The sequence below is a fragment of the Mycobacterium sp. IS-1556 genome, assembly GCF_001499985.1.
Classification (GTDB): domain Bacteria; phylum Actinomycetota; class Actinomycetes; order Mycobacteriales; family Mycobacteriaceae; genus Mycobacterium.
Window position 1 is genome coordinate 248,421 of record NZ_LQIM01000023.1, and the last position, 20,108, is coordinate 268,528.

Annotated in this window: 23 protein-coding genes and 1 tRNA gene; 8 read left to right on the top strand and 16 right to left on the bottom strand. The window is 64.9% G+C overall.

Annotated elements, in window-relative coordinates:
- The first annotated feature begins 29 nt into the window (after nucleotides 1-29).
- Nucleotides 30-103, top strand: a tRNA-Leu gene (locus AU187_RS14830).
- A 122-nt stretch (nucleotides 104-225) separates the two neighbouring features.
- On the top strand, nucleotides 226-621 hold the full coding sequence (locus AU187_RS14835; protein ID WP_059098013.1) for a nitroreductase family deazaflavin-dependent oxidoreductase: 396 nt from the start codon (nucleotides 226-228) through the stop codon (nucleotides 619-621).
- 90 nt (nucleotides 622-711) lie between these two features.
- On the opposite strand, the gene AU187_RS14840 is transcribed toward AU187_RS14835, so the two are convergent.
- From AU187_RS14840 to AU187_RS14865, 6 genes are all read right to left on the bottom strand, one after another.
- Complete coding sequence (locus AU187_RS14840) at nucleotides 712-1,941, bottom strand: hypothetical protein (protein ID WP_059098012.1); 1,230 nt, start codon at nucleotides 1,939-1,941, stop codon at nucleotides 712-714.
- Nucleotides 1,942-1,967: 26 nt separating this feature from the next.
- On the bottom strand, nucleotides 1,968-3,647 hold the full coding sequence (locus AU187_RS14845; RefSeq protein ID WP_156425486.1) for a C39 family peptidase: 1,680 nt from the start codon (nucleotides 3,645-3,647) through the stop codon (nucleotides 1,968-1,970).
- 508 nt (nucleotides 3,648-4,155) lie between these two features.
- A complete protein-coding gene (locus AU187_RS14850) occupies nucleotides 4,156-4,383 on the bottom strand; it encodes a hypothetical protein (protein ID WP_059098010.1) in 228 nt (75 codons plus the stop codon).
- A 302-nt stretch (nucleotides 4,384-4,685) separates the two neighbouring features.
- Nucleotides 4,686-5,177 (bottom strand): LuxR C-terminal-related transcriptional regulator, encoded by a 492-nt coding sequence (locus AU187_RS14855; RefSeq protein ID WP_353612197.1) that lies wholly within the window; start codon nucleotides 5,175-5,177, stop codon nucleotides 4,686-4,688.
- Between the two features lie 329 nt (nucleotides 5,178-5,506).
- The gene (locus tag AU187_RS14860) at nucleotides 5,507-6,001 is read right to left on the bottom strand and encodes an SRPBCC family protein (protein WP_059098008.1); all 495 of its coding nucleotides are present in this window, start codon (nucleotides 5,999-6,001) and stop codon (nucleotides 5,507-5,509) included.
- Between the two features lie 48 nt (nucleotides 6,002-6,049).
- A complete protein-coding gene (locus AU187_RS14865) occupies nucleotides 6,050-6,385 on the bottom strand; it encodes an ArsR/SmtB family transcription factor (protein ID WP_059098007.1) in 336 nt (111 codons plus the stop codon).
- Nucleotides 6,386-6,450: 65 nt separating this feature from the next.
- Here AU187_RS14865 and AU187_RS14870 point away from each other — a divergent pair, with 65 nt between their 5' ends.
- Entirely contained in the window at nucleotides 6,451-7,104 is a 654-nt protein-coding gene (locus AU187_RS14870) for an SDR family oxidoreductase (protein ID WP_059098422.1), read from the top strand.
- A gap of 30 nt (nucleotides 7,105-7,134) precedes the next feature.
- On the opposite strand, the gene AU187_RS14875 is transcribed toward AU187_RS14870, so the two are convergent.
- The 6 genes from AU187_RS14875 to ectA all read right to left on the bottom strand — a co-directional run bounded on the left by AU187_RS14875 (nucleotide 7,135) and on the right by ectA (nucleotide 11,607).
- Nucleotides 7,135-7,830, bottom strand: coding sequence for a hypothetical protein (locus tag AU187_RS14875; protein WP_231740224.1), 696 nt, complete (start codon nucleotides 7,828-7,830; stop codon nucleotides 7,135-7,137).
- Nucleotides 7,831-8,033: 203 nt separating this feature from the next.
- On the bottom strand, nucleotides 8,034-8,384 hold the full coding sequence (locus AU187_RS25470; protein ID WP_156425485.1) for a hypothetical protein: 351 nt from the start codon (nucleotides 8,382-8,384) through the stop codon (nucleotides 8,034-8,036).
- A 65-nt stretch (nucleotides 8,385-8,449) separates the two neighbouring features.
- The gene (gene thpD, locus AU187_RS14880) at nucleotides 8,450-9,364 is read right to left on the bottom strand and encodes an ectoine hydroxylase (protein ID WP_059098005.1); all 915 of its coding nucleotides are present in this window, start codon (nucleotides 9,362-9,364) and stop codon (nucleotides 8,450-8,452) included.
- The gene (locus AU187_RS14885) at nucleotides 9,361-9,753 is read right to left on the bottom strand and encodes an ectoine synthase (protein ID WP_059098004.1); all 393 of its coding nucleotides are present in this window, start codon (nucleotides 9,751-9,753) and stop codon (nucleotides 9,361-9,363) included. Before AU187_RS14885 ends, thpD begins: the two co-directional genes overlap by 4 nt.
- Nucleotides 9,754-9,786: 33 nt before the next feature.
- Nucleotides 9,787-11,076 (bottom strand): diaminobutyrate--2-oxoglutarate transaminase, encoded by a 1,290-nt coding sequence (ectB, locus tag AU187_RS14890; protein WP_059098003.1) that lies wholly within the window; start codon nucleotides 11,074-11,076, stop codon nucleotides 9,787-9,789.
- 15 nt (nucleotides 11,077-11,091) lie between these two features.
- A complete protein-coding gene (gene ectA, locus AU187_RS14895) occupies nucleotides 11,092-11,607 on the bottom strand; it encodes a diaminobutyrate acetyltransferase (RefSeq protein ID WP_286131981.1) in 516 nt (171 codons plus the stop codon).
- 463 nt (nucleotides 11,608-12,070) lie between these two features.
- On the opposite strand from ectA, the gene AU187_RS25105 reads away from it, so the two are divergent.
- From AU187_RS25105 to AU187_RS14920, 5 genes are all read left to right on the top strand, one after another.
- A complete protein-coding gene (locus AU187_RS25105) occupies nucleotides 12,071-12,352 on the top strand; it encodes a DUF732 domain-containing protein (RefSeq protein WP_231740222.1) in 282 nt (93 codons plus the stop codon).
- 111 nt (nucleotides 12,353-12,463) lie between these two features.
- Complete coding sequence (locus AU187_RS14905; protein WP_059098002.1) at nucleotides 12,464-13,396, top strand: esterase family protein; 933 nt, start codon at nucleotides 12,464-12,466, stop codon at nucleotides 13,394-13,396.
- Between the two features lie 153 nt (nucleotides 13,397-13,549).
- Complete coding sequence (locus tag AU187_RS14910; protein ID WP_059098001.1) at nucleotides 13,550-13,897, top strand: STAS domain-containing protein; 348 nt, start codon at nucleotides 13,550-13,552, stop codon at nucleotides 13,895-13,897.
- 32 nt (nucleotides 13,898-13,929) lie between these two features.
- The gene (locus tag AU187_RS14915) at nucleotides 13,930-14,379 is read left to right on the top strand and encodes an ATP-binding protein (RefSeq protein WP_059098000.1); all 450 of its coding nucleotides are present in this window, start codon (nucleotides 13,930-13,932) and stop codon (nucleotides 14,377-14,379) included.
- 382 nt (nucleotides 14,380-14,761) lie between these two features.
- Nucleotides 14,762-15,820, top strand: a complete 1,059-nt coding sequence (locus AU187_RS14920; protein WP_059097999.1) for an MmpL3/TtfA transport complex stabilizer — start codon at nucleotides 14,762-14,764, stop codon at nucleotides 15,818-15,820.
- Nucleotides 15,821-15,835: 15 nt separating this feature from the next.
- Here AU187_RS14920 and AU187_RS14925 read toward each other — a convergent pair whose 3' ends face one another.
- The 4 genes from AU187_RS14925 to AU187_RS14940 form a co-directional block, all read right to left on the bottom strand.
- A complete protein-coding gene (locus AU187_RS14925) occupies nucleotides 15,836-16,717 on the bottom strand; it encodes an alpha/beta fold hydrolase (RefSeq protein ID WP_059097998.1) in 882 nt (293 codons plus the stop codon).
- A gap of 36 nt (nucleotides 16,718-16,753) precedes the next feature.
- A complete protein-coding gene (locus AU187_RS14930) occupies nucleotides 16,754-17,062 on the bottom strand; it encodes a hypothetical protein (RefSeq protein ID WP_059097997.1) in 309 nt (102 codons plus the stop codon).
- Between the two features lie 38 nt (nucleotides 17,063-17,100).
- Nucleotides 17,101-18,303 carry a lipid-transfer protein gene (locus AU187_RS14935; protein WP_059097996.1) on the bottom strand — a complete coding sequence of 401 codons (1,203 nt, stop codon included), beginning with the start codon at nucleotides 18,301-18,303 and terminating at the stop codon, nucleotides 17,101-17,103.
- A 64-nt stretch (nucleotides 18,304-18,367) separates the two neighbouring features.
- A complete protein-coding gene (locus AU187_RS14940; protein WP_059097995.1) occupies nucleotides 18,368-20,044 on the bottom strand; it encodes a serine/threonine-protein kinase in 1,677 nt (558 codons plus the stop codon).
- Nucleotides 20,045-20,108 lie beyond the last annotated feature (64 nt).

The following is a 20,108-nucleotide window of genomic DNA, read 5'->3' on the forward strand; positions in this document are numbered from 1 at the left end:
CGCGTTGGGTAGCGTGCTCATCGGTGGACGCCCCCATAGCCCAATTGGCAGAGGCAGCGGACTTAAAATCCGCACAGTGTCGGTTCGAGTCCGACTGGGGGCACCGGAGTTCTTGCAGATAGGGGCCGATTGCGGCTCGAACATTCGAGCGGTCTCTGTCGTCGGCAGCTCCCTGCGTCAGCACCGCGTCAGCGAGGAACTTCGACCGATACCTAGACTCCGAGAATGCGCGTGCCTCGCCGAATCGCAGATTTCAACAAGCGATTCACCAATCCGGCGGCTCGCACGATCACACCGTGGCTTCCGAGCCTCGGGACGCTCGAGCACGTCGGGCGGAGGTCGGGTAAGCGATATCAAACGCCCCTTCTGGTATTCAAGACCCATGACGGCTACGCCATCCTCGTCGGCTACGGCCTACAGACGGACTGGTTGAAGAACGTGCTGGCTGGCGGACCGACGGTGCTGCGCAAGCGTGGACGGACTGTTGCGCTCGCCAACCCACGGGTTGTGAGCAAGGCCGAGGCCGCGGCCTTCGTCATACCGCGCTCTCGGCTTCTCTACCGAGCGTTTCCCTACAACGAGGCCGCCGTGCTGCTGACGAATGTGGGCTCTGCAGGTTGACCTCTGCACCGCACCGGACTTAGAGCCCAGGAAGCGGCTCAAATCCGCACAGTGTCGGTTCGAGTCCGACTGAGGGCACCAGGGTCAACTCTACGGCGTCGGCTGCCGTCGCCGGCGCGACAGGAAGAACAGAACCGCACCGATGGCCAGCACTACGGCGACCGCCGCGACGATGACCATCGGTTTGACCCACTTGTTCTGGGCCGGCGCCGCCTCGTTGCTGGTCAGCTGCACCTGATAACCCGGCAGCGGAGCTTGCGACGGCTTGCTCAGTCCGGGCAGTTGCTGGGTTCTGGTGACCTCGAACAAGCGCTCGCCGCCTGCGGTCTTGGTCCACGTACCCCATGCGGGAGTCTCGCCGTCGAGCAGGACGCGGTGACCACCGACCGACGGATCGTCGCCGAGATCGGCCAGCGTTTTCACCCGGAACGGCTTCGACACTCCGTCGTTGTACTTGAGTTGCACGAGCACATTCTCAAAGGCCGTGGGCTGCTTGGGCTTTACGGGTGGCGGCTGACCCGGGGCCGGCTGGTACCCGCCACCGGTGAAGCTCCCAGCCGAAACCGTCACCGGCTTACCCGAGGGGTCCTTGTTCACCGCGGTGAAGCTGTACACACCGGCGTTAGGGGCGTTGAGGACCCCCCGCTGCATCGGCGGGACCTCGAAGACGCGGGTGGCGTTGTCGTAGGCATAGACGAGTTGCAGCGGCGTGCTGTACGGATTCGTGAAGACCGGCCGGTACCAGTTGTCATAAGTGGTCCACGACGAATTCCATTGCGTCACCGGGCTGCTCCACGTCGAGGACGTAGTGCTGGTCGTGCTGCTGACCACCGACTCGAGAGACTCGGTGAGCTCGGTGACCTCGGACTCCGAAGCTTCCGCCGAGTCGACGTCCACCGCGTCGGCGCCCTGCGCCTCATCGAAGTCTTCCTGCGGCACCTCGGCGATGTCGGGTTCGGCAGTATCGGCGTCGACGGCCGGGTCTGAGACGTTCGAGTCGGGGTCGCCCGGGTCACCGGGGTCACCCGGGTCGCCCTGATCTCCCGGTTCCTCCGGCGCACCGGCGGGGCCCGGTTCATCCCCGTCACCACCGCCCGGGGCGTCGTCGCCGGCCGACTCGCCCGGGTCCGGCGCGGCAGGCTCCTCCGCCGACTGGTCGGAGGACCCGGAATCGTCGCTGACCTCCGACGAGTCGCCGCCGTCGTCGTACGGATCGGCCCATGCAGGCGGAACGGCACCCAGGCACAGCGCCGTCGTGACTGCCACCGACGACAAGGCGAGAGCGCTGCGCCGGTAGAAGGCGCTCCAAACTTCGTTCATGTGATCCTTTGGTTGAGTGCCGTCCGCTATGCCACGTTGATAAGCACGCCCGAACCGGTAAGGCTGGCCGATTCCGGTCCCGACGACGACGTATTCGGCTCCTTGAGCTCCGCAATGATCGTCTCGTAGTTGTCGACCTGCCACGCCTTCATGAAAGCGTCCAGCGGAATCTTCAAGTTCCTCCCCTGCTCGGCGAATCCGCTGTCGTTGAGGTAGACGACTCGTTCGGTGAAGTCGACGCCGGTGACGACCACCTGGTGGTCTGGGAGGTGGATGTCCTCGGGAATATGCTCGGGATCGACAGAGTTCCAGATGATTCCGCCGTGAAGTCCGACCGACACGGCCTTCTGCTCCTCCAGTGCGAATGCCACCGCTCTCAGCGCCTGGTTGCCCTCCGTTTTGTCATATTCCGTGAGGGTCGCCGAAATGCCGTGGTTGTCCAGGAGTTTCATAGCATCTTTGACGTTGACGCCGTCTTGGCTCTGTAGGCCCTGGTACATCTTCTTGCCCGGGTTGGCAACACTGTCGGTTTCCTGTGCCTCCTTGACGATGTCCTCTTCGTCGGGCTCGTTAGGGGTTTGTTTGAGTTGGTTGATGATCATCGCCGTCGACATCAAAACGCAGTTCTTGGACGACTGCGCTTGCCAGTACTGCGCATTCGTCGTTGGGTCGCCGTACAGGCCGGTGAAGACTTCCGGTGCGGTGAACCAGTCCGAGATTCCGTGGATGAACTCTGTGACGGCGAACGAGATGTAGTTGACGAATTCCGTCACCACGAACGCCGCGGTGTTGGCGAGTTCCGAGACCACGAACGCCGCGCTGCCGACGAGCGCCTCCAGCGGAGACTGCGTGGCTACCTGCTCGTTGAACGCTTCTGTCCGAGCAGCCTGCGCTTCAGTGAATGCCTCTGTCCGCTCCGCTTGCTCCTTTTCGAATGCCGCGGTCCGCTCGGCCGATGTGGGATCCACCGTCAGCTCAAGGGGTACTGCAGATGAGGGCGGTTCGGACCCAGATTCCGACGCTGCGGTCAAGGCGACGGGCACCAACTCGTCCGCCTGAGCATCGGTGATCAGCGCGTTTGTCGTGATCTGCTGCGTGTCACCGGCTGGCTGGTCATTAAACGCCCGCTCCAGATCGCGGCGCACCAAATCGAGTGAGCCCGCGAGTATTACGGCCGGAGGTGGTGCGACGGGGCCATCAGTTGCGGCCAACGGCATGCCGAGGCCGACTACCGACAGTAGGCCGGACACCACGTCTATCGACTTCGGAGAGGGGATCGGATCGCCCGATCGGGCGACGACAGCGCTCTTGTTGTCCGCATCGGGGCTCGCCGAAAGTGGCAGCAGCGATATATCCGTGCCCAGCGCACCGACGTTCATCTCGGCGACGGTTTCGACCCCAGCGTCATCGCGTGCCACCACGATATCCGTTGCCCCGGAGCGGGTTACTTGCGCGAGGGAGCGGGCGCCGACATCGCTGTCCGGATGGGAGGTGCCCGTTGCGCCGGTTGCGGCCGCCGTGGGCTTCTGCCGCGCGGTGACCGAGGACTTGGTTTCCAGTCGATCCGATCGACGCTTCCTCGGTTCTCGCTCTGTGGAGGTCTCAGATACCGGCGGGGGAGCCGGGATGACCGAATCATCAACTGGCACAGGCAGGTCGGTCGACGGGCTGCCGACCTCATCGCCGTCTGACGACGTCGCCGGCACGGACGCGGCAGGAGCTTCATCCGCCTCGCTCGCCGCTTCGGCTGCGGACTGCTGGGCCGTGGCGGAGGACCGCTCGGCGTCGGAATCGCGGGCGGGCTTGGTGGTCGAACTCCGCGAGGGCCGTGTCACCGACGAACCCCGCCCCGGCTTCGTCGCCGAGGAACCCGCACCCGAAGATGTCGCCGGCTTCGTACCCGATGCGGTCGAACCGGAAGGACTGCCAGACGAGTCCGAATTCGTGCCTGTGCTCGACGACGAGTTCGCCGCCCCAGACGAAGAGCTCGTCGACCCAGACGAAGAGCTCGAGGACGACGGACCTGAATCATTCGGCTCAGCGGAGGCCAGCCCCATCCCTGCCGTGCCGACCAATCCCGCTACGCCGAGCGAAAAGGCAACAGCCCCAACACGCAACGCCACCTTTGCCGAGTTCACATGCCCCCCTAGAGCCCCGCCGGAACCTGTCGTGAATGACGCGAAATGCGAATGTTGTTCTTCGGGGTTGAGGACATCAACTGCTCAACCACACGTACCAGAGGCCATCGCCGTCCTGACGGCAATCCCAATGCGCGTAGTTGGCGTCGTTCTGCGTGATCTCGACGTTCGGTCCGTCTACCTGACAAGCCTCGAGCGTCGCGTACCCGCCCTCCACCTGAACCTCGTCCGCGTGGGCCACTCCCACAGCGAAAGTCAGCAACCCGCCCACTGCCAGCGCTCCGGCGGCGATTGTTCTCATCATGCTCAGGCCCCTTTCGAAAAATGATCCGGTCACCGCGGTTCTTTCCGGCGTAGGGCCGGCGGCCGCGGCTTCGGAAGTATTAACGCAAGCGTTATGCAGCTAACTATCAGAAATTCGGTTAGTTCATCTGTTCAGATGACATCCGCGTGCGTTCGGTGGACATCCGCAAGGCAGCCGCCATCGCCAGATCGGCCGGCTGTGAACCTAATGCGATTCCTGCCCAAAGGAATCGGGTGTTTCCCTATGTTTCGAATGCTGGGGAGACATGACGATGAACCGCTGGCCTGCCCTGACCTCGAACATCACAGGTCATCGACGCTGAGGATCTCGTCCTGGATCGCTCTCGCGACCAGAGCCGCCTTCGTCGGTGCCGGTCTGCCGACCGCCGCATACTTCGCCCGCACCCTTTGCAGGTGAGTTGCCACCGTGGAGGGCTCGATGTACAGCTTCTCGGCGACCGCGTGCTTGTTATCGGTCTGGAACCAGGCGACGAGGACTTGTTGTTCTCGTTGGCTCAGTTGCGGCCGCGGTCTACGGCCGTTATTGGGCAGCGCTTGCGCCATTCTCGGAACAACGTGTGGACGATCGCTGTGCGCAGCGTAGATCGCCGCTGCGAGCACGTGTTCGGGTTCGGACTTGGCGATGCAACTGACGGCGCCCGCGTCCAGAGCGGCTGATAAGACGTCGTCGGTTACCGAACAGGTATAGACAATGACACGGTGGCCCGCAGCGCAGATCCGGCGGAGCGCATCCAGGTCCAGTTCGCCACCAGCACAAGGCAGGTCAAACAACACCACCTGGTCCGGAGCTGCAGTCCGGTACGCCGCCGCGAACTCCGTTGTGCTGACGAAATGGCCAGCGATCCTTATCGGTGGGTGGCTGCCGTTCAACCATGCCTCGATGCCGGCGTATACGACGCGATGGCTGCCAACGATGACGACCGATGTCGAAGATCGACCGTCGTTAGGCGGTGGCATGCCGCAGATCCCCCTACATCGCGCGCTGCACTACTTGCATGAAACCACCGCTGCGCCGCCTGCGAGCTCGGCTTGGCCCAAATCCGACCGATTTATTTTTGCGAGCTAATCGTGCGCCGTCGTTGAACCAGGAGAGAGGGACACCGTCACCGTGTCGACAGGAGCTTCTCGAGCTTGTCCAGCTGCGCCTTGTAACCCCACTTCATGCCGAACGCGGCCATCTTGGCCTTCGGGCCGATGTTGGTGATCGTGACGTGCAGATGTACGACGGTCATACCGTCGCGTTCGGTGAGCGTGACGTCGTTGGTGTGGTGGATCGTCGAGCCATCTTCCTCGCCTTCGGTCCACGAACGGGCGTCGTAGCTGAGCCGGGAGGGCTCCTCGATGCGGGTGAACGTGCCCGCCATCGGCCAGCGCGTGCCCTGATACTTGCCCATGGCCTCGCCGGCCTCCATGACGACGTAGACCTTGCCGCCCACCACCAGGTCGATCTCGCATTCCGGCACGAAGGTCTTCTCGGGGCCCCACCATTGCCGCAGCATGTCCGGCTCCGTCCATGCCCGCCATACCGTTTCGATCGCGGCGCGGTATGAGCGCTCGAGGTCCAGGTTCTTGGTCTTCTTGAACATTTGCATCAGCATGGTGAGTCCTTCGGGTTCTCGGTGGAAGCGGTCTCGTCGGTGGTGCGATCAGTGGTCGGTCAGGTCATCTGTCCTCTCGGTGATGGACTCGAGGTAGCTGCCCAACGAGTCGAGCCGCGCCTCCCACAGCTGGACGAAAGACTCCGCCCAGCGACCGATCTCCTCGAACGGTGCGGCCTCGAGGTGATAGATCCGCTGCCGAGCCAGAGCTTGGCCGGCGACGATCCCCGAATCACCCAACACTCGGAGGTGTTTGCTCACCTGCGGTTGACGAATCTCGAGTGTCTCGGCGATCTCGCCCACCGAAAGCGGTCCTGCGCGCAGCAATTCGACGATTCTCAGGCGGCTCGGCTCGGCAAGAGCTCCGAAGATCGTCGACTGCACGCTGTCGAAGGTACGTCCACGACATATTCCTGTCAAGGAATATGTTCCCGGGCTACCGTGGAGTCATGGCGCGCATTCTGATCATCGGTGGCCATGGCAAGGTGGCCCTGCAGTTGTCCGGGATTCTTAGTGGCCGCGGCGACGAGGTGACCTCGGTGTTTCGCAACCCGGACCACTCCGATGACGTTCGGGCGACCGGCGCCGATCCGCTGGTCGCCGACGTCGAGCACCTGGACACCGATGCACTGGCAGGGATCGTTGCGGGGCATGACGCGGTCGTGTTCTCCGCGGGTGCCGGCGGCGGCAACCCCTCACGCACTTACGCGGTGGACCGCGACGCCGCCATCCGCGTCATCGATGCCGCCGAGCAGGCCGGGGTGCTCAGATTCGTCATGGTGTCCTACTTCGGCGCCGGACCGAATCACGGTGTGCCGAAGGATAATTCCTTCTTTCCGTACGCCGAGGCGAAGGCCGCTGCCGATGAGCATCTGCGGGCCAGCCGGCTGCGCTGGACGATTCTTGGGCCCGGCCGCCTGACGCTGGAACCGGCCACCGGGCGCATCGCCGTCGGCCCCGGCGCCGCCGACGGTGACGTTTCTCGCGAAGACGTGGCGTCGGTCGCCGCCGCCTGCCTCGCCGACGACACCACGGTCGGCCGCACCATCGAGTTCAACAACGGCGAAGTACCGATCACCGAGGCGTTGGCTCAGCTGCCGTGACGTGCGCGTCTCGGCGCGAATGCCTCGGCCTCAACTGGCGTCTTGCGAGCGAGACCGGCCCAGACGCCACTTGGTTTTCTTCGGCGTCTGGTACGAGTCGTGAGTCCAGGCGTCCCACATCTCCTCCGGTTCGCCCTGGACGGGGCTGTTGCTGACCTGCCAGCCGAGGTTCACCACTTCCGTTGTGCACCACCGGATCAGGGATCCGTCAGCGCCGATCTCCTGGGCGAGACGCACTCTCTCGTCGGCGCTCAGCTTGTCACTGAACGCCTGCATCGTGGTCTTCAAACGCCAGTAGGGGACGGCTTCCTCTCGGCATTGCCGACAGAGTCTCAAGACTTCGACTCGCGCATGGTCGAGCAGGGACACCGGCTCTGCTTCGTCGTGCCCAACGGTTGGGTCCCCACGCGGCCCCGCCTCGGTCCGCCGGACCGTCTCGATGTCTGAACCTCCGCTGCGCTCCATCAATTCGCGGTACTTGACGCGGAGCTCCTCGAGCTCGGCTGCCACTGCCCGCGCCTTATCTCGCCACCACGTCAGGTGGTATTCGGCCAGCTTCGCCTCACAGCCGGGGCAAATCGCGACCGCTCCCACCGTCTGGCCCAGCGTCGTCGGACGCTCCAGCGCCATGCCGCAGAGCGCGTGGTCATCGCGGCGGTTCAGGTAGTCGCTGTGGTGCACCACCGAGGCGGATGACTCCCGTACGAAGGTGTGGGGTGGTTCCACAACAGCCAAAGTAATTGAGCGCGACCGCCGTTTGGCGTCAGTTCGGCAAAACGACCGACAAGGCAGGGCATCGCGCAATCTGTAGAGGCCGGGTCGACCACCCACAGGCGACGGTCGACGCATTCCGCTATCCAATTTGCGAAGCCGACGGAGCCGGTGACCGCATCCGCGAGCAACAAACGCGGGTAAGGATGCCGTGAGCGTCAGTAGCCCGGTGTGACGACGTCTTCCAGTTCCCGTAATTCGGGCGACGGCGGAGGCGGCGAGTGGGATGGCACTAGATTGCCGCTCGAGCCGCCGCATTCGGTCCCGCTCACTCCCGGCGGACACGCGGAATTGGCCGGAGCCGTCGAGCCCGCAGGCGAGTTCGGCACCAGGTATGGAACACACTGTCCGGCGTAGAGGTCCTCATCCTCGCCGGTCGGGCAGTTGGCGACGTGGGCCGGCGGGACTGCCGGCACGGATACGGTTACCCCGAGAACCGGCGCCAACGCCGCGACCGTGAACCCGCCGGCGAGGATCAACCGTCGCGCGGACAAGGAGATCGACCTCATCGGCCACCCTTCGCTCGTGAGATTCGCTGCCTTCCCACCGTATCGCGGAGAGCAGCGCACAGGGGTCACTGCACGAGCGATGGGGTGCTGAACGGTTGGCCGTCCCTGGCGGCCAAGTACTCGGGCCGCGGTGCTTCGGCCCGGAAGGGCGCCACGAGTCGGTTCTCGATCGAGTTGAACACCAGGAAGACGTTCGATCGAGCGAACGGCGTGATGTTGGAACCCGACCCGTGCATCAGGTTCGAGTCGAACCACAGTGCCGTGCCGGCGGGTCCGGTGACCTGGTCGATGCCGAAGCGTGCGGCGGCCTCGGTTAGCGTGGCCTGGTTCGGCACCCCGATCTCCTGTTTGACCAGCGATGAGGTGTGGTTGTCGGGCGGTGTGGTGCCCACGCACGGGTAGAAGACCTGATGCGATCCCGGCATCACCATCAGCGAACCGTTGTAGGGGAAGTTCTCGGTCAACGAGATCGAGCAGGAGACGGCCCGCATCATCGGCATCCCGTCCTCGGCATGCCAGGTCTCGAAGTCGGAATGCCAGTAGAAGCCGGTCCCGGTGAATCCCGGCATCAAGTTGACTCGCGCCTGGTGCAGGTACACGTCACTGCCGAGTATCTGGCGGGCTACGGGCAGCACGGAGTCGAGCGTTATGACCTCGGCGATCACGTCGCTGAACAAGTGCGGCTGGAACACCGACCGGATGCTGCCGCCGGGCTCGCGGATGATCCGCGGGTCGCCGGGATCGGCTTGAGCCCCAATGTGGTTCAACTCATCGCGGAGCGTCGACAACCAGTTGTCACCGACCGCCGAGCGGCGTACCAGGTAGCCGTTCGCAGCGATCGTTTTCAGGTCGGCCTCGCCCAGCGGACCGTCCGGCTCGCCACCCCAGACCGTGGGCTCGGCGCGCGGGATGGGCGCCGACGGTTTCTCGAGTCGGGTGGGATACCTGTCCACGCGGTCGGGAAAACGGTTGTCGCTCAACTCGCTTGCACCGCCGGAGGGTAAGTGCCGGTCTCGTCGTGTACCTCCTGGCCGGTCACCGGAGGATTGAACACACACAGCATCCGCAGTTGGGTGTCGCACGCGACTCGATGACGCTCGTGGCCGTCGAGCAGGTACATGGTGCCCGGCCGCAGTGGATGCTGCTCACCGGTTTCCAGATTGGTGAGCGTGCCCGAGCCCTCAACCACCCAGACCGCTTCGACGTGGTGGCGGTAGTGAAACTCGCTGACGGAGTTCGCGTTGATGGTGGTCTCGTGAAACGAGAAACCGACACCGTCGCCGGCCAGGACGATGCGTTTGGATCTCCAATCCTTCGCCGACACATCACGTTCGGTGCCGGTGATCTCGTCAGTGGTGCGCACGATCACGGTCGTGCTCCTTTCAGGTTGCGAAGACGGCGGTCAGGACAGCGTCGCGGCGATCGATTCGGCCAGAATGTCGATGCCGGCGTCGAGATCCGCCTCGGAAGTGGTCAGCGGCGGAAGCAGCTTGACGACCTCGTCCGACGGGCCGCTGGTTTCCATGAGTACCCCACGGTCGAACGCGGCACGGCACACGGCCGACGCCATCGGTTCGTCGTCGAACTTGAGCCCTTGGGCCATTCCGCGTCCCCGCGCGGTGATGCCCGGATACCGCGCGGCGATGTCCTCCAGCCGCGCCCGCACCTGCTGCCCCTTGGCGATGGTGTCATCGGCGAATGTCTCGGTCTGCCAGAAGATTTCGAGGGCTTTGGCGGCCGTGACGAACGCTGGGTTGTGGCCACGGAAGGTGCCGTTGTGCTCACCGGGCGCCCACACGTCCAGCTCCCTGCGGAACAGCGTCAGCGCCATCGGCAGCCCGTATCCGCTGATCGACTTGGACAACGTGACGATATCGGGAACGATGCCGGCCTCCTCGAAACTGAAGAATCGGCCGGTTCGTCCGCAGCCCATCTGCACGTCGTCGACGATGAGCAGGATCTCACGCCGACTGCACAATTCGGCGAGCGCTTGCAACCACTCCATCCGGGCGACGTTGAGTCCACCCTCTCCCTGCACGGTCTCGACGATCACCGCGGCGGGACGGTTGAGTCCACCGCCCGAGTCGTCGAGCACCCGCTCGAACCACTGGAAATCCTCGGTGGCGCCGCCGAAGTAGTTGTCGTACGGCATCGGGGTCGCGTGCACCAGCGGGATGCCCGCCCCGGCCCGCTTCATCGAATTGCCCGTCACCGAGAGCGCACCCAGGGTCATGCCATGAAACGCGTTGGTGAAGTTGATGATCGATTCGCGACCGGTCACCTTACGGGCGAGTTTGAGCGCCGACTCGACGGAGTTCGCGCCGGTCGGACCGGGGAACTGCACCTTGTAGTCGAGCCCGCGTGGTTTGAGGATAAGTTGTTCGAAGTTCTGCAGGAACTCGGTCTTGGCCGATGTCGCCATGTCGAGCGAGTGCACGATCATGTCGTTGGCCAGATAGTCGATCAGCGGGCGCTTGAGCTCGGGGTTGTTGTGGCCGTAATTCAGCGCGCCGGCACCCGCGAAGAAGTCGAGGTACCGATTGCCCGAGGCGTCGGTCAGCCAGGAGCCCTGGGCGACAGCCATGGTGGTCGGCCAGCCGCGGCAGTAGCTACGCACCTCCGATTCGACCGAGCTGTAGATCTCGGGTAGGTCGGATTCATCGGGACGGGGGAGTGTTGCAGGCGTTGACATGTGTCCTTTCCGGGGTCAGTCGGCCAGTGGCATGGCGATCGGTCCGATCCGCAGGGTCGGTTCGTCCTCGTGGGCCCGATCGGCGTCCAGTTGTTCTGCGGTGAAGCGGGGCTGCTCGATCAGGGGCACCCCGTGCCGCCGGGCGAAGGAGCCGAAGAACGCACGTGAGGCCGAATTGCTCGGCGCCACCGTGGCTTCCACCGTGACCGGATGGCCCCGCCGGTCGCTGCGGACGCGGTGGACGAGGTGGTCGAGCATGGCACCGGCCAGGCCAGTCCCGCGGGCAGTAGAGGCCACGGCCACCTGCCAGACGAACAGCACCTCCGGCCGGGCCGGCGGGTGGTATCCGGTGATCAATCCGCAGATCTCACCGTCTCTGTCCGCCACAACCGAGGTACGGGCAAAGTCTGTGGCCATCAGAAGATAGGTATAGGTGGAATTCAGATCGAGTACTTCGGTCGCTGCGACCAGACGGTGCATGGCGATGGCGTCACCCTCGGTCGGAGGCCGAAGAAAGCGCGTCCAGGAAATAGCTTGCGGTGCTGTCGCTTTCGAAGTTGCAGTCCATTGGTCTAGGACTGGGCTCCGTTCACGACGTGCACGAATCGTCACTTGCGTTGTCACCACCGAACAAATTCATCGAGTCTCATCAGTTACGTCATCGGCGACGTGACCGTATGCCAGCAAAAATTCGCAAGCAAGTTTCGACGGCCGGATTCCGGGCATGTGGTGGTGCTTGGATGCCGGAATAACCTGCGCGGATGCGCGAAGGGCGGCAGCCGCCGCCAAGATCGATCTGTTATCGAATCGTTATCTTTCGCTCGCGAAGATGATTCGATGTGCTAACAACGGGTAGTCTGTTACGCGAGCGTCAATGCAGACGAAGGTGGCGTACGGAGCGTTCGGGGGTCCGCTCTTCGCACCTTCTCCGTGCCCGGCCCTGACAGTCAGCGCGGCGGGACGAACGACTTTTCGACCTATTGGAGGAGATTTCGTGCGACGCATCGTCGGATCACTGGTCGCCGCCGCCGTCACCGCGGTCGTCGTCGCCGCGCCTGCAGCGGCCGACCAGTCGGAGTTCATCCGCAAGCTGCAGGAGCAGTACGTTTTCCTGACCGCGGAACAGCTGATCGCCGCGGGCGACAAGGTCTGCGCCGCCACGGCCAGCGGTGTGCCTGCTTCGGACGCCGTGATGATGGTCCGCAATGATCTGGGGGTCTCGGTTCCGGCCGCCGGCGACATCGTCAGTCTGGCCGTCGTCGAACTCGGCTGCTGACGTCGAACGCGCCGCTCTATTTGGTAACAAGCTGGTCAAGCGGCGCGTGGCGCACTGAAAACTGCAGACTCGCATTGTTAGCTTGCCGGCGTGAGGACGTCTGTCTACGCGATGCTGGCCGCGGTGCTGATGCTCGCAGGTGTTGCGGTTCAAACGCCCACGGCCACAGCGTATTCGCGTGACGGGCTGCCGGTGGAAACCCTTGATGTGCCGTCCCCGTCGATGGGTCGCAACATCCGCGTTCAGTTTCAGGGCGGCGGGCCCCATTCGGTGTACTTGCTCGACGGGCTGCGGGCCCGGGAAGACGCCAGCGGCTGGGACATCAACACCGCCGCCTTCGAGTGGTTTTACCAGTCCGGCATCTCGGTCGTCATGCCCGTCGGTGGGCAGGCCAGCTTCTATACCGACTGGTATCAGCCGGCGACGGGAAGCGCGGGCACCGTCACCTACAAATGGGAGACCTTCCTGACGCAGGAATTGCCCGCGTGGTTGGCGGCCAACCGCGGACAGGCGCCGACCGGCAATGCCGTCGTGGGGCTGTCCATGTCGGGCAGCGCGGCGTTGACGTTGGCGATCTGGCATCCGACGCAGTTCATCTTCGCCAGCTCACTGTCGGGCTACCTCAACCCGTCAAGCGGCTTGTGGCCCACGCTGATCGGCCTCTCGATGAAGGATGCGGGCGGCTACAGCGCGACGAACATGTGGGGCCCGACGTCGGATCCGGCGTGGCGGCGCAACGACCCGATGGTCAACATCAACGCACTGGTGGCCAACAACACTGCGCTGTGGATTTACTGCGGCAACGGGGCGACCTCTGAACTCGACGCCGGCGCAGACTTCGGGGCGCAGTACAGCGCGCAGTTCCTGGAGAACATCACGTTGTCGACGAACAAGGAGTTCCAGCAGAAGTACCTCGCGGCAGGCGGACGCAATGCGGTCTTTCACTTCCCGACCGACGGAACGCACAGCTGGGGTTACTGGGGTTCGCAACTGCAGGCGATGAAGCCGGATCTGCTGCGCATCCTCGGGGCCGGCCGACCCTGATCGTGATGCTTCGGATATTTGCTGGCTGACCGGCACTGATGGGTCCCGACGATGCGCGCGCTCGGCCGACTCGCTACCCTGTTGCGCGGGTTAAGACCGCAGCCTCGTGATCGGCCATGACCGCTACGGTGGTTGCCAAACAAGAGGTGAGTCTTGGACGGACAACTTTGTACCGAGAACTGGGTGGGACGTGTCGCTGTCGTCGCGGCCTCCGGGGATCTCGACATGCTCACGGCGCCTCAGCTGAGGGATGCCGTGCAGGCGGCGTTGGCGAAGGATCCGACGGGTTTGATCGTCGACCTGACCAACGTGGAGTTTTTGGGGTCTGCGGGCATGCAGGTGCTGATGGAGACCCACAACCAGACCGACGGTGCGCAGACCCGGTTCGCCGTCGTCGCGGAGGGCCCTGCCACCAGCCGGCCGCTGAAGATCACGGGGATCGCCGATCTGATCGACCTGTTCTCCTCGTTGGATGACGCGCTCGGCAACCTCACTGCGTGAGCCCGGGCTGGGCGGGGTAATCAGTTCGAACCATGAACACTCCGACGGAACTTGGATTTTCGAGCAACGGCCCGGCAGACGCGCAGACCGTTGCCGAGTTCCGCAACGCCTTTGCGCAATGGCTGCGAGCCAATTTCGCGCTCGATGCGGACCGGCTCAGTGACGTGCTGCTGGCGGTGAACGAGGCGTTGACCAACTCGGCCGAGTTCGCTTACGTCCAGGCGCAGCAACCAGGCACGATGTCGGTGACCGCCCGCTACGATGCCGCGGACCGCCGCCTGGTCGCGATGGTTTCCGACCAGGGGTTATGGCTGGAAAAGACGCCGGACGGCAAGCCGAGTACCCGCGGTCGCGGGATCGAGCTGATGCGCGCGCTGTCGGACCGCGCGACGATCGACCGGTCTGCATCGGGCACGCGCGTGCAGCTCGAATTCGACGATTGCCGGCTCGTCTCCCACGAGTGCTACGCGGACTCCGCATAGCTTGCAGTTGTGACGGTCGGGGCGCCTGGGGTCGGTTTGCTGGCGTGTCCGCGTGTGATTTACCGCTCACTTTGCGCTCGAAAGCTAAGAAATCGTTATCGCATGACGCTGGACACAGTGTTCGGAAGCTGTTGCGACGGCGTCGTTTACACAGGTCAGCCGTGCAGCGTCTGTTGCTCTTCGAAGGTAGCGACCGGGTAACGAACGCTTTTCTAAGCGGTGTATGAGAGCTTTTCGCGGTTCCTCTCAGACCGTGCTTCTCGTCGACCAAGCGTGTCGGTTTCCGTCGCTAGACTCGTTGCGAGACCGCGCCGGCAGGCGCGCTGCGACTTTTGGAGTCTAGGCCGGCGAACGTCATTGCCGGCGGAGGTACCGGAGAACAATGGTTAGCTTTTTGATGCCTGAACATGCTCGCCCCGCGGCGGGTGCAACCGGAACGCGGGTGGATCCGAGCGTCACCGCATTGGGTGCTGTCGAGCTGAACCGCGGACCGGTCGGCGACATCGCGGCGACCGGAACCGGTGCGGCGCTGGTGACGCATCCCGGTGACGACAGCGTCGCGGTGCTCAACGCGCGCACGCTCGCGGTCGAAGCGATCATCGCCGTCCACGGCGAGCCGTTCGCCGTCGCAGTCCACGACGACCGTGCCTACGTGAGCACCTCCTCGTGGAGTCACAAGGACGAGGTCGCGGTCGTCGACACCGCCACCAAGACGGTGATCGCCGCGTATCCGCTGGCGCACAATGTCACGGCACTCGTCGTCAGCCCCGACGGCAAGCGGGTCTACGCCGGAAGAACCGGCGACGGACACATCGACGTCGCGGTGATCGACATCCCCGCCGACCGTGTCGACACGATCGACGTCGCGACGGGTGCGGGCATCGGCGTCGACGCCCTCGCGATCGACCCGAGCGGCACGCACCTTCACATCGCGACCACCGACGCCCGCGGCAGCGCGGTGGTGACCGTCGACCTCGAAACCGGGCGGCTCGGTCGCGCTGTGCGGATCGGCGCGCCCATCCGCGACATCGCCGTGGCCGACGACACCGCCTACGTCCTCAGTTCGGACCGGACCCGCGGCGGCGTGGTGCACGTGGTCGAGCTCGCGACCGGACGCGTCTCCGACACCGTCGAACTGGGCGGCGCCCCAACGCTGCTCGCGATCGGTGAGGACAAGACCAGGGCCTACGTTGTCGACTACGACCACGTCGTGGTGTTGTGCACCCTCACCCTGCAGGTCGTCGACACCATCGCCGTCGGCGCCCGGCCGTCCTGCGTGACGGTCGACTCGCACGCTGGTCGGGTGTATGTCGCCGACTACGCGGGCGCGGTGACGGTGTTCGCCGCCGATTCGACGATGCCGCTGCTGTATTCGCAGTTCGCCGCGACCGATCCGATCGTCGCCGACGAGTTCCGCGAGCTGGAGCCGGTTACCGCCTAGGGTGCAGCGCAGGGATCACGACGATCCGAGTTCCTGCGCAGCGATGGCGAATATGTCCTCGCCCGCACCGATCGCCACGAAATGGCCGGCGCCGTCGACGGGATGCCAAACCGAGCCTGGCATCGCGTCGGACACCGCCTTGTTGATTGGATCCGGCACGAGTTGGTCATCGAGCCCCTGCCACAGATGTACCGGCCTGGTGATCCGGGAAACGTCGAAATCCCACCGCCGGTAGAGCAGTTCGGCGTCGCGCACCAGCCCGTCGGATCCGTGAGCGAAGCATTCGGCTACCGCGTTCGAGAATGTTTCTTCGACGCCCGGCCGGCGCAGCATCTCTCGGTCGTAATCGTTGACCGACTTACGCAGGCTCTTGATGAACCCCTTGGGCAGGTTTTTGGCGGTGTAACCGAGCGCGGCGTACATGAGTTGGAAGCCTGGCTTGAACCGTGTTGCGAGCAAGCCACCCAGCGCGTCGATTTTCGAAAGATATTGGGCCGCAGAGTTGTTACCGAAGGCGCCGTAACTGCCTGGCGCAATGCTGCTGACGTGGCCCAGCCGCGTGGGATCGATGTGGGCGGCGGCCGCTAGTGCCCACGGTCCGCCCTCAGACCAGCCCGTGACGCCGAACTTGCGGTATCCCAATGCATCTGCGACGGCCGTCAGATCGTCGGCCCAGCCGGCGTAGGACCGTACCTTCTGGGCGCTTGACTGCCCCATACCCGGGCGGTCGACCCCGATGAGCCGGATGCCGTTCTTGGCGGCCGCATCCGCCAACAGGCGTACCTCCAGTCGGCTGCTGGGCCCGCCGTGGTTGTGAATGACGAGCGGGCCGTTCGAGTCGCCGACGTCGACGTAGGCGAGCCGACGTCCGTCGCGCGTGGTCACCTCAGCAGTCACGCCCTCACCTCCGGATGCTCGCGGCGTCAGCGTGCGCTAGCGGCCGCTGCAGTCCAGCGAGACCGAGACGGGCTGGCTGATGACTACCGGGAACAGCACGCCGTCCTGATTGCCGCCGAGCAGCGGCCGCAACTGAGTGAACTGCTGCGGGTTGCGGACGCTGGTGACGACGCACTCGTCGAGCGGTGCGGTGCCGATCTTGTCGATGCGGACCGTGTAGCCCTCACTCTGCAGCTTCTCGATCACCTCGGCCGCCGACTCCTGCTGAGCCCAGGCCGACGCGGCGGGCGCGACCAGCAGCCCGCAGATGCCCGCGGACGCAGCCGCTACCCGAATCGTCCGCATGACCGGCCTCCCTCTCGTCTTCGGTCAATCATGCGCCATCAGCGCTCGGCGCGCTGGTATGCGGTCACCACCGCAGCACCGCCCAGGCCGATGTTGTGCTGCAGCGCGGCGGTGACGTTGTCGACCTGCCGCTTGTCGGCCGTGCCGCGCAACTGCCAGGTCAGCTCCGCGCACTGGGCAAGGCCCGTCGCGCCGAGCGGATGGCCCTTGGAGATCAGCCCGCCGGAGGGGTTGACGACCCAACGCCCGCCGTACGTGGTGTCGTTGTTGTCGATCAGCTTGGGGGCCTCGCCCTCGCCGCACAGGCCGAGCGCCTCGTAGAGCAGCAGTTCGTTGGCCGAGAAGCAGTCGTGCAGCTCGATCACCTGGAAGTCGGCCGGCCCGAGCCCGGACTGGTCGTAGACCTGCTGTGCGGCCTGCACATTCATGTCGTAGCCGATGAGGTTCTTGGCGCTGCCGTCGAAGCTGGACTCGAAATCGGTGGTCATCGCCTGGCCGACGATCTCCACCGCCTGGCCGGCAAGTCCGTGCCTGTCGACGAACGCCTCGCTGACCACGATCGCCGCACCGGAGCCGTCGGAGGTCGGCGAGCACTGCAGCTTGGTCAGCGGATCGGAGATCATCTTGGCCGCCAGGATGTCATCGAGGGTGTACTCCTCCTGGAACTGCGCGTACGGGTTGTTCACCGAATGTTTGTGGTTCTTGTATCCGATCTTCGCGAAATGCTCTGCGGTGCTTCCATGTTGCCGCATGTGCTCGCGCCCAGCGGCGCCGAACATCCACGGCGCCACGGGAAACCCGAACTCGTCGATCTCGGCCATCGCCTTGACGTGCTTGCCCATCGGCGATTCGCGATCGTCGTGACCGCCCTGCAGCGATCCCGGTTGCATCTTCTCGAAGCCGAGCGCGACCGCGCAGTCGGCGAGCCCGCCGCGGATCGTCTGCGCGGCCAGGAACAGCGCCGTGGAACCCGTCGAGCAGTTGTTGTTGACGTTGACGATCGGGATGCCGGTCATACCGAGTTCGTAGAGCGCCCGGTTGCCCGACGTCGAGTCGCCCGCGACGTAGCCGACGAAACCCTGCTGCACCTCGGAGTAGTCGATGCCGGCGTCCTCGAGTGCCTTGGTGCCGGACTCCTTGGCCATCTGCGGGTAGTCCCAGCCCTCACGGCGGCCGGGCTTCTCGAACTTCGTCATTCCGACGCCGACGACGAAAACTCTGTTGTTGTTGACGGTGGGCATGTGATGCATCCTTTCGCTGCGCTGCGATGACAGAAACACACAGCGCGGCAGCTGTCCAGCGCCGTCAGCCGTACTTCAGCCACCACTTGTGCAGATCGACGAGGTTTTCGCTCAGCGTGTCACCCAGGATCAACTCGGCGTTCCTGGTCCACGTCACGCCGGACTGCTCCTTGTAGGTGCCGCACGCGATACGGCCGGCCACCGTGTCCGGCGTCTCGGTGAAGTGCCAGGTGGTCGGCGAGTCGGTGCTGCTTTCGGGGCATCGCAGCATAGGCGTGTACAGGGCGATGATGTCGTCGAAGGCCTTGTCGAGGCTCGGCTGATCGGCGTACAGCGAGTAGCGCGCGTTCCGTGGGCCGCCCTGCGGTGCGGCCTGGCCGCAGTCCACGGTCGCCAATGCGCCGGTGGCGGGCGGGTGCACCGGCTGGCACACGCCCTCGTCGTAGCCGGCCGGCAGCAGGCCCAGCAGCTTGGCGTCGAGCGAGCCTGCGTTCGGCGTGGGCGTCGCGCTGCGCGGCGTCCGCCGGGGGCGCTCGCTGGTCTGGGTCGGCTCGGTGGTCGTGGTGCCCGACGCCGAGGGCCCGTCCTCGTCGGGCGCCAGGAGGAACCAGATCCCGACTGCGCCGACGACCAATACGAACACCGCGGCAGCCGCGGCCAAGGGGATCCAGGCGGTGCTCTTGCGGCGTGGTGGCCTCGGTGGACCCGGCGCAGGCGTGGCGCTCCACATCGGCCCGCTCGGCGGACCGGCTGCGGTGTGGAAAGCGGCTTGCGTGGGCGGCGGTGTCGGGGAAGGCGTCTGGTAGATCGGTGGCCCCTGCGGGACCGGCGGGGGTGGCGGAATATACGGCGTCGCGGCCTGGCTGCGCTGCAGGATGGTGGCTGCCTGATCCTGATCACGTTGTGTGAGTGCATCGTTCGCCGCCGCCGCCAGGTCACCGGCGCTGGCGTAGCGGTCCTCCGGTCTCTTCGCCATGCCGCGCGCGATCACCGCATCGAAGGCGGCCGGGATGCCGGGCCGCTGCCGGCTGGGCTGCGGGATGGGCTGCATCAGGTGCGCGGTGATGACGACGCTGACGCTGTCGCCGGGGTATGGCTGTGAGCCGGTGAGGCATTCGTACAGAACGCAGCTCAGCGCGTACACGTCAGCGCGATAGGTCACCTCGTCGTTGGTGAACCGTTCCGGCGCCATGTACGCGTAGGTGCCCACCGCGGTGCCCAGCTCGGTGAGCTTCTCGTCGGTGGCGGCGTTGGCGATACCGAAGTCGACGAGATAGGCGAAGTCGTCGCGGGTCAGAATGATGTTCTCGGGCTTGATGTCTCGATGCATGATGCCGCTTTCGTGTGCGGCATCGAGCGCCGAGGCGATCTGCTTGACGATGGCCACCGCCCGCGCGGGCGTCATCGGACCGTAGTTCTTCAGCACCTTGCGCAAGTCGGTGCCGTCGATCATGCGCATGTCGACGTAGAGCAGGCCATCGATTTCGCCGTAGTCGTGGATCGGGACCACATGCGGCTCCTGCAGCCGGCCCGCCGAGTGTGCCTCGCGCTGTAACCGCTTGCGGAACACCGGGTCGTTGGAGGCCGACTCCGGCAACAACTTCAGCGCGACGATGCGGTCCTTGGCGGTGTCCTCGGCTTCGTACACCTCGCCCATGCCGCCCTTGCCCAACAGCCGGCGCAGCCGATACGGGCCGATCTGGGAACCGACACGTGATTCTCCCTGCTCGGGGTCGGTCATCGGGTGCTCCTCGGGCGGTGCGGTATCCGACGAAGTCACCCTAATCCCCAGTTGGGCCGGATGC

What these genes read in the sequence shown, in the direction of transcription:
- AU187_RS14835 (WP_059098013.1), top strand. Translation starts at nt 226, where the DNA reads ATGCGCGTGCCTCGCCGAATCGCAGATTTCAACAAGCGATTCACCAAT.
- AU187_RS14840 (WP_059098012.1), bottom strand. Translation starts at nt 1,941, where the DNA reads ATGAACGAAGTTTGGAGCGCCTTCTACCGGCGCAGCGCTCTCGCCTTG.
- AU187_RS14850 (WP_059098010.1), bottom strand. Translation starts at nt 4,383, where the DNA reads ATGATGAGAACAATCGCCGCCGGAGCGCTGGCAGTGGGCGGGTTGCTG.
- AU187_RS14860 (WP_059098008.1), bottom strand. Translation starts at nt 6,001, where the DNA reads ATGCTGATGCAAATGTTCAAGAAGACCAAGAACCTGGACCTCGAGCGC.
- AU187_RS14870 (WP_059098422.1), top strand. Translation starts at nt 6,451, where the DNA reads ATGGCGCGCATTCTGATCATCGGTGGCCATGGCAAGGTGGCCCTGCAG.
- AU187_RS25470 (WP_156425485.1), bottom strand. Translation starts at nt 8,384, where the DNA reads ATGAGGTCGATCTCCTTGTCCGCGCGACGGTTGATCCTCGCCGGCGGG.
- ectB (WP_059098003.1), bottom strand. Translation starts at nt 11,076, where the DNA reads ATGTCAACGCCTGCAACACTCCCCCGTCCCGATGAATCCGACCTACCC.
- AU187_RS14905 (WP_059098002.1), top strand. Translation starts at nt 12,464, where the DNA reads ATGCTGGCCGCGGTGCTGATGCTCGCAGGTGTTGCGGTTCAAACGCCC.
- AU187_RS14915 (WP_059098000.1), top strand. Translation starts at nt 13,930, where the DNA reads ATGAACACTCCGACGGAACTTGGATTTTCGAGCAACGGCCCGGCAGAC.
- AU187_RS14920 (WP_059097999.1), top strand. Translation starts at nt 14,762, where the DNA reads ATGGTTAGCTTTTTGATGCCTGAACATGCTCGCCCCGCGGCGGGTGCA.
- AU187_RS14930 (WP_059097997.1), bottom strand. Translation starts at nt 17,062, where the DNA reads ATGCGGACGATTCGGGTAGCGGCTGCGTCCGCGGGCATCTGCGGGCTG.
- AU187_RS14935 (WP_059097996.1), bottom strand. Translation starts at nt 18,303, where the DNA reads ATGCCCACCGTCAACAACAACAGAGTTTTCGTCGTCGGCGTCGGAATG.
- AU187_RS14940 (WP_059097995.1), bottom strand. Translation starts at nt 20,044, where the DNA reads ATGACCGACCCCGAGCAGGGAGAATCACGTGTCGGTTCCCAGATCGGC.